Annotated in this window: 7 protein-coding genes and 1 pseudogene; 4 read left to right on the top strand and 4 right to left on the bottom strand. The window is 25.2% G+C overall.

Annotation, left to right across the window (positions count from 1 at the left end):
• Nucleotides 1-199 (bottom strand): hypothetical protein (locus MBFIL_RS00530; RefSeq protein ID WP_157078604.1); only part of this gene is annotated, 199 nt, incomplete at its 3' end.
• Nucleotides 200-903: 704 nt separating this feature from the next.
• Nucleotides 904-2,127 (bottom strand): FprA family A-type flavoprotein, encoded by a 1,224-nt coding sequence (locus tag MBFIL_RS00525; protein ID WP_066970412.1) that lies wholly within the window; start codon nt 2,125-2,127, stop codon nt 904-906.
• Nucleotides 2,128-2,474: 347 nt separating this feature from the next.
• On the opposite strand from MBFIL_RS00525, the gene MBFIL_RS00520 reads away from it, so the two are divergent.
• Nucleotides 2,475-3,335, top strand: coding sequence for an alpha/beta fold hydrolase (locus MBFIL_RS00520; RefSeq protein ID WP_066970409.1), 861 nt, complete (start codon nt 2,475-2,477; stop codon nt 3,333-3,335).
• A 12-nt stretch (nt 3,336-3,347) separates the two neighbouring features.
• Complete coding sequence (locus MBFIL_RS00515) at nt 3,348-4,226, top strand: NAD(P)-binding domain-containing protein (protein ID WP_066970407.1); 879 nt, start codon at nt 3,348-3,350, stop codon at nt 4,224-4,226.
• Nucleotides 4,227-4,315: 89 nt separating this feature from the next.
• Here the strand turns inward: MBFIL_RS00515 and MBFIL_RS00510 are convergent, their stop codons facing one another.
• Entirely contained in the window at nt 4,316-5,698 is a 1,383-nt protein-coding gene (locus MBFIL_RS00510; protein WP_066970404.1) for a 2,3-diphosphoglycerate synthetase, read from the bottom strand.
• 185 nt (nt 5,699-5,883) lie between these two features.
• Nucleotides 5,884-6,177 (bottom strand): UPF0058 family protein, encoded by a 294-nt coding sequence (locus MBFIL_RS00505; protein ID WP_066970402.1) that lies wholly within the window; start codon nt 6,175-6,177, stop codon nt 5,884-5,886.
• Between the two features lie 858 nt (nt 6,178-7,035).
• On the opposite strand from MBFIL_RS00505, the gene hisD reads away from it, so the two are divergent.
• Nucleotides 7,036-8,328: a histidinol dehydrogenase gene (hisD, locus tag MBFIL_RS00500; RefSeq protein ID WP_066970394.1), complete on the top strand. Its 1,293-nt coding sequence runs from the start codon at nt 7,036-7,038 to the stop codon at nt 8,326-8,328.
• A 177-nt stretch (nt 8,329-8,505) separates the two neighbouring features.
• Nucleotides 8,506-8,750: pseudogene (locus MBFIL_RS00495) on the top strand (hypothetical protein); the annotation flags it as partial.

The following is an 8,750-nucleotide window of genomic DNA, read 5'->3' as shown; positions in this document are numbered from 1 at the left end:
CATGTATTTTAAATGAGTCTGAACCACAACATTCACATTTAAAATCACTATTATCGATGTAACGACATTTAAGAGTCATGCCTGTTATTTCTTCCAATGTTTGATGATATGTTGGGTCTACACGATTATCTAAGTATAATATTTCTTCTTCTATCACAACTCTCTTGGTACCATCAGTATTATATATTTTAACATTCATAATTATTACTTGGAGGAAGTTTGTTTTCTCTTTGCATAGATTTAACTATATTCTTCCTCCATTTAATTAATGTTATTATACTCACTTTTTTTTGAATTATGCTGAACATTACATGTATATGTTGTACTTTTCATTGAATTTTTTCACTTGTTCACCCTGAAGTTTTTGACACAGTCATAAAATGATATATTTATTTATTCATTTAAAATTTAAATAATTCAAGTATTTAAAAGTTATGGAAAAAATTGAATCTAAAAATTACAGAACAAATAACTTAAAAAAAAAGAATCATAACCAGAATATCTAAAATAAACAAAAATAAGACAACACTAAATGTTAGATCCTAAATCTAATAGGAGGAAGATACTATTAGATTATTAGAATCAACAAATTTTAGTTTTAAAAAGGTTTAGAAATTTATATTAATATAAATTCCTATTATATACTTTATCATTTATTATATATAAACGTTTCTAAAAATCAAAAACTATTGAATATAAATCATATACATTAATAAGTAAAATATTATATTATAATGTTAAATACTATAATATATTATCTTAAGCCTAAAAGTCATGAAAATAAAAACTGAAAATAAAAACTAAAGAAGAATAGAATAAGTAAAAATGAAAAAAGAGATATGAAAATTAATAGCTATTTTAATAACACTTTAATAACACTTTAATAGCTATTTTAATAATTATTTACTCAGATTTAATTGTTTGTCCTAATTTTTTCCCTATTTCAAAGCATTCATTTAATATTTCATCAGAAGGAATATTTAAAGTATCGTATTCTTCAAATATTTCAAATCCTGCTTCTTTAAGATCAGCAGAGAGTTTTTTGTTGGCTCCACCACCCCATCCTTTAGAACCAAAAACAACTGCTTTTTTAGTTTTTCCAGTTTTTGAAAAGCTAAGGCAATTGAAGTAGTAAATTAAATCTCCTAAACTAGGGTAAGGATTGTTCATCATAGTTGGACTACCTATACAAACAGCTTTACTGTCTAAAACATCCGTTACTGCAGCACTTCGTTCATCCTCATGTAAAAAATATGATTTAACCTCAACATCCTCAGATAAAACACCTTCAATCATAGCATTAACCATTTTTTGAGTTGAATGATGCATAGTATCATAAATAAAGGTTACTTTATCCTTACATACTCCAGAAGCCCAGTCACTGTAAGCATTAATAATTAAACTTGGATCTCTCCAAATTTGACCATGGGAAGGAGCTATAATTTTAACATCATTCACTAAACCTGTACTAACAAGTTCTTTAAGCTTATTTATAACCATTGAAGAAGAGGGAGTTACTAAGTTAGCATAAAACTTTTTAGCATGCCTAATTAAAAGATCTTGTGATGTTTCATCCGAAAATCTTTCACTTAAACATAAATGTTGTCCAAATGCATCATTAGAAAATAAAATCCCATTTTCATGTAAAAGAGAAAACATACTATCTGGCCAATGCAACATTGGAGCACTTATAAACGTGAAATTTTTACCACCTAAATCAAGAGTATCTCCAGTTTTAACTATATTAAATGTAAAATTTTCAAGATTAGGGAAATAATTTTTAAGTCCATTAACAGCTTGAGCTGAACAGTATAATTCTAATTCAGGGAATTTCTTAATAATTTGAGGTAAAGTTCCACTATGATCGATTTCAATGTGATTTTGAATTACAACATCTATTTTAAGATCCCTACCTTCTTTTTCAAAAGCATCCACTATTTTTCCCCACAAAGAAGGGAAAGTTCCAGGATAGCTATTATCAATTAAAGCTACTTTATCTTTACCAAAGACCAAATAACAATTATATGTAGTACCATCTAATTTATAACCGTGATAATCCCTTATATCCCAGTCAAGGACTCCAACCCAGTAAACGCCATCATTTATTTTTTTTGAACTTGATTTCATTTAATACACCTGTATATTGTTTAAAATGGAAATAAATTATAATATAATTTAAAACTAATATGAGTAAATTAAGTATTATAATATATAAACTTATAATATTCATTACTATTTCTAATCAAATTACTATATAAATTATAATGTTAATTAAACATTGAACTTAGAATATCTACTATAACATACGTATAATCTAATAATTGATATAATTATAGATAATAAATATATAATATAGATAATAACTATATATCTTAGATAATAACTATATGTCTTAGATAATAGCTATACAAATATAGATAATTATTAAAATTAATTAGATAAAAATATTAATTTAAAAAAATAGAATAAATAATATGGAACATATTTCATTTAAAGAAATAAACAACAAAAAGATTGAAACTATTGTTTTTATACATACAAATTTAGTAAATAGCTGGATTTGGAAAAACCAGCAAAATGTATTTGATAATTACAACCAAATATATATCAATCTTCATGAAAATACTGAAAATATGAAAAATAGCAATTTTTCAATTAAAAAAACTAGTGCAAATATTAAAAAGCTAATTAAAAACAAAATTAAAGATCAAAAAATTCATTTTGTTGGAATAGGTCTGGGAGGACAAATAATATTATATATTTTAGCTACTTACCCAGAATTAGTTAAGACAGCTATTGTAAGTGGAGTTAATGTGAAAACTTCCAAATATTCCAAAGAATATGATGAATTAACAGCTATTTTAGAAAATAAAAAGATAGAACAGCTATTAATAGCTATTAAAACTACAAGTGAAGAAATATTAAGTAAAAAATCTTCAAAATTTCTTACAAGTGCTTATTTAGCAGAGTATGGATTACATAAAAAAGAACATTTAAAAGATATTACTCATTCATTAAATGAAATCAATGAAGATAAAATGATAAATATAACAAAAGAATCTTTAAAATTTAAAATACCAGAGCTAAAAAATCCATCTGAAACAGATAAAAAAGATGTTCTTGTGCTCTATGGTACAAAAGAATATCCAAAAGTTGCAAAATCTGCTAAAATTATTAAAAAACATTTAAAAAATGTTCAAATATATACTAGTTACAGATCTATTCATTTATGGAATTTAATTGAGTATGTAAAATTCAATACCATTGTTAAGGAATTTATAAAAGATAAAAAAATTAATCTAGAAAATAAGCCTTATTTAAAAAAGATAGAATAGGAAATGTTTTAAATGAAACTTAAAGAAAAAGTAGGATTTATTGGCTATGGAAACATGGGTAGTGTTATAATAGATAACATATTATTACTTGATTTAATTGAAAACAGGAATATAATTATATCTAACAGAAACTTATCTAAGCTGAATAATATAAAAGAAAACTATCCAGAAATATCAATAACATCAGATAATAGTTATTTAGCTTCCATATCAGATAAAATATTTATTTTTGTTGAACCACAACAAATGAAAAATGTAATGATTGATATAAGCCAAAATTTAACTGAAAATAAGCATATCATTCATATATGTGCAGGATTAAAATTTAAAGACATTGATATTAGAAATGAACTTAAAATAACACAAGTTATACCTACAATAGTTTCAAAAATTCATAAAAGCGAATATGATTCTATGGAAAACAATAAAACAGGAGTAAGTTTAATTATACATAATGAAAACACAACAATACATGATAAAAAATTTGTTGAGAATCTTTTTAATGAATTTAGTCATGTTAAAAATATTAAAAATGAAAATAATGAATTTGAAATAGGCACCATTTTAACAAGCTGTGGACCAGCATTTATTGGATTATTGTTATCTAAAATAGCTATAATTTCGTCAAATAAATCATCATTAGCTGTTGAAGACATTCAAGACATGATTTTAAAAACATTAAGTGCGACAACGTCATATTTATCATATGCAATAGAAAATAGTGAAGATACTGAAAATAATAAAAATAAAAACATAAATTCATCTGCATATGATCTTATGAGCAAAATAGCTACAAAAAAAGGAATTACTCAAGAAGGAATAGATTATTTAGATCCCAGGATTGAAGAAATTGTGGATGATTTGAGCAATAAATTATTAAAAAGATTTTAAAAACATTTAAATAAAAATATTTAAAAAAAGGATTTGGAAATTTATATAAATTAGTTATAATTAATAGTTTAGTTAATAAATATTTTTTATCAATAAAAGTTATTAAAATCATCAATAGCAGCATCAACAAGATTAATGATTGATTCAGAGATATCTGGATATGTATCATCAATAGCTATCGGAATATTATCACAGTAAACTACTTCTAAACCTGCATCAAGAGAATCTTTAGTTGCAACATCTACTGCAGCTGCTTTAAGTTCTGTTAGCATGACATCAGCTTTATCAATGTACTTATTAATGTCTTCTTGAAGAAGAGGACGATTTGAAAGATGTGAAGTTATACCAACAACATTACAATTATAATTATCTTGTAAATGATTTACTAGGACTTCTTTTATCCCATCTGGAGCAGTTGTTGCAAATAAAACGTTTTTACCAGAAATATCGCCTAAAGGTTTAGGTCTAAAAATTGTTGAGATGATTGAGGCAGTAGAATTAACTTTAGCTATTATTTTTTCTATTTCCTTAACTTTTTCAGGTGATGCCATTGGTTCTTCACACATAGTTATAATAACTAAATCACCTAATTGTATTCTAAATGGTCCAAAAAAGTTTTCAATATTGATTAATGGTTGATTTGCACCTATTAAAACTATATGTTTGTTAGTTTTTATTGGAGGAATAGCTGCACCACTTCCTTCAAATATTACAAACTTACAATCGTTTTCATTTGCAAGTTCTGCTCCTTTTTTCATGTTTGTCATGAAGACATCTCCACCCATGCCTCCACCACATCTTCTACATCCAATAGTTAAGACTCTGCTCATTAAAGCATCTTCCCAGTGGTCAGAAGCTGCATGAACTCCTTTATCTGATTGTTCCATTAAAAATTCAGGAGTTATTTCAATTTGATTCCCATGGACGATTTCAGGCTCTGCAGGTCCACCCCTACCCATTGCAACGACACATGGTTCATAACCATTTTTATCAATGATTCTTGAAGCAAATGAAGATACTGCAGTTTTACCTATCCTTTTTCCAGTTCCAAGTATTTTCAATGATGGTTTTCGAACTACCTCATATAAAGTTAAAGGATCAAATTGGAAGTCAGGCCCCTTATAGGGAATACCTAAAGATAGAACTTTTGAAGCTATTTTAAATCTTTTTGTATAATCAAGTACTGGTTCATCACTTAAATCCATGACAATATCTGCATCATATTGTTTAATCATTTCCTCAATTAAACTATATGGAATTTCATTTTCATCTTTTCCAAAATGAACAGGTAATCCCATCATTTTAGAATAGCTATCTGGATCATCAGTTCTTAGTTTTTCAGTTCCTCCAATAAAAACAATAGCTACAATATCAATGTGTTCTAAACTATTTAAAGTATCAATAGCTGCTTTTGTAACTGGCAAATAATGTTCCCCATCTACCAAACAAACCATTTTATCTAAAGTTTTCATTTTATTAAATATATTATTAATTAGATAAATAATTTATTATTAAAATGTTAGGTATAAGTTGAACAAATAATATATAATATTAAAATGTTAGGCATAATTTGAACAAATTATATATATATATATATATATATTATTTCTATAGATAAATATAAAATTAATTTATTTAGGTTCTATATAAAATTAATTTATTTAGATTCTAATTTTAACTCTTTTCTAGATTTTTTTACAAGATCAGATAATGAATTTGAAACATTAACTGGAAGAGAATCAATACTTTCTTGACCTATCATTTTAGATATTAAATTTGATAAAACAAAAATAGCATGTTTATGTTCTGCTTTTGTTTTATGTATATGATGAGGATGTATATTTAACGATTTATACTCATTACATGCAATATGAATGTTCTCATATTCTTCTAAATGTTTTAAAACATATACTAAAAATTGGTGTATTTGAATCATTTCATCCTTATACATAAAAATCCCATTAAATTTCTTTAATTTTTCATATTAAATGACCACTAACAATAAATTGATTAATCATATTCATACCTGATTAATCATGACAAGAATTATAGATTATCCTTTTAATTAAATAATTTAATTGTTGTTAATTAAACATCTAAGATATTAAATTATATATAAGTAGCTATTACTAAACTAAAAATAATTTATATATAATTTTCCTTAATAAATGTTTCCCTTAAGTATAAAATATTGAAATTTATACAATGTAATAGCCATAATATAACATATATTAACTCTAATAATTAACATATTACTGAAAAATATTAATAATTATGGTTATTAATTTTATGATAAGTATATGAAATTTAATTAACTGAATACGTTTATCTTAAATAATTAAGATGAATTAAATATAATTTAATATTGATTAAATAAATAATTAATTCCTATATTTCATAAGTTAAACATGATAATATTTAAAATTAATGTTATTAAAAAATAATTTAGTCAAGGTCAAATAGTATAAATACCAAAAATAAGATGAGAATAATAAACTATCTTAATAATTTTAACAATTATATACGACAAAGTAATACAGAATAGGAATAAATATAAATAATATTAAGTTCATGCAATTTCTAGCAAATATTAGAAAGAAATTTAAGCACTGGAAAATATATTTTAAAATATTATAAATAAAAAACATTACATTATACTTAATCAATATTAAATAAGCCATATTAAATAATTTTAATCCTCTATTATTTATCGTCTTATTCATTATTTAATTATATATTATTTAATTATACTATTAAATTGTGTTAATTCACTTTAAACTTATTGATTCAATACTTCAATCGTGATTATATGAGAATTTCAGAATATGAAGCCAATACTATTGAAAATCTTTTAAAAAGATCTCAAAATGATATTAATAACGTTTTACCTACTGTTAGTGATATATTAAAGGATATTAAAGAAAATAAAAATATAGCTATTAAAAAGTACAGCAAAAAATTTGATAATACAGATATAGAAGAACTAAAAGTAAGTAAAGAAGAAATAGCTGAAAGTTATAATGAAATTGATAATTCCCTCATTAATGCTATGAAAAAAGCTATTAAAAATATTGAAAAATTCCATAAATTTCAAATTCCAGAAAAATGGTTTAAAGAAATTGATAATGGAATTTGGGCAGGACAAATTATTAGACCTATCGAAAATGTAGGATGTTATATTCCTGGAGGAAGAGCTGTTTATCCTTCAACTATTTTAATGACAGTTATTCCTGCAAAAATTGCTAAAGTTCCACGAATAGTTGCTTGTAGTCCTCCAGATGAAAATGGAAAAATAGCTCCTGGAATATTAGTTGCTGCAGACTTAGCTGGAGTCAATGAAATATACAAAGTAGGAGGAGCACAAGCAATTGGAGCAATGGCATATGGAACTGAAACCATAGAACCTGTTGATAAAATTGTAGGTCCAGGAAACATATTTGTAACTGGAGCTAAAAAGCTTGTTTATGGTGATGTAGATATAGAATTCCCAGCAGGTCCCTCTGAAATATTAATAATTGCAGATAGTTCTGCTAACCCTAAATTCATTGCACAAGATATTTTATCTCAAGCAGAACATGACCCTAACGCCTCATGTTTTTTAGTAACCGATGATAAATCATTAGCAGAAGAAGTGAATAAATATGTTAATGAATTTAGTGAAATGGCTATTAGAAATGAAATTATAAAAGAATCTCTTAGGAAATATGGACAAATTATAATTACAAAGTCTATTGAAGAATCTATTGAAGTATCTAATAAGTATGCTCCAGAACATTTAATAATAATGACCAATAAAGATGAAAAAGTCTTAGAAAAAATAAATAATGCAGGTTCCATATTTTTAGGACAATTATCGCCAGTAGCCTCAGGAGACTATGGTTCTGGGACTAACCACGTTCTTCCAACTGCTGGAGGAGCAAGAATGTACTCTGGGCTTTCAACAGAATCTTTCTTAAAGAAACCAACAGTCCAAAAGATTAATGCTGAAGGTTTAGATAATTTAAAAGATATTGTAATTCCAATAGCCGAATATGAAGGATTTTATGCCCATAGTGATTCATTAAAAATTAGACTAAATGATAAAAAAAATGAAAATGAATAAAATGAATTAATATGTGTTGAAATTCAACTTTGTTTTAATTATATAATTAAAAAATTTATTTTATATTATTGGCTGTGCAATAATTATTTTTTGATTCTTTTTAGTTATGCTTAGTTTTAAATATTATGGGGTGTAATATATTATTAGTGTTTTTTAGTTTTTGTTGAGTTGGTGTTTATGGTTTTGCATGAAGATAGTATTGGTCAGGTGTTTTTACTTCCTTTGAATTTGAGGGACTTTATTCCAGATAATCATATTTGTTTTTTTATTGAGGAATTGGTTAGTCGGTATGATTTTGGTGATTTGCATTCTAAATATGCTGATACTCCAGGTAAGAAAGCTTATTCTAGGAGAATGCTTGCTAGAAATATTCTTATGGGTCAGATTGATGGTATAAGGTCTGGTCGTAAACTTGAAAAGGC

This window comes from Methanobrevibacter filiformis (assembly GCF_001639265.1).
Classification (GTDB): Archaea; Methanobacteriota; Methanobacteria; order Methanobacteriales; family Methanobacteriaceae; genus Methanacia; species Methanacia filiformis.
This window is presented reverse-complemented; position numbering and strand designations above follow the sequence as displayed.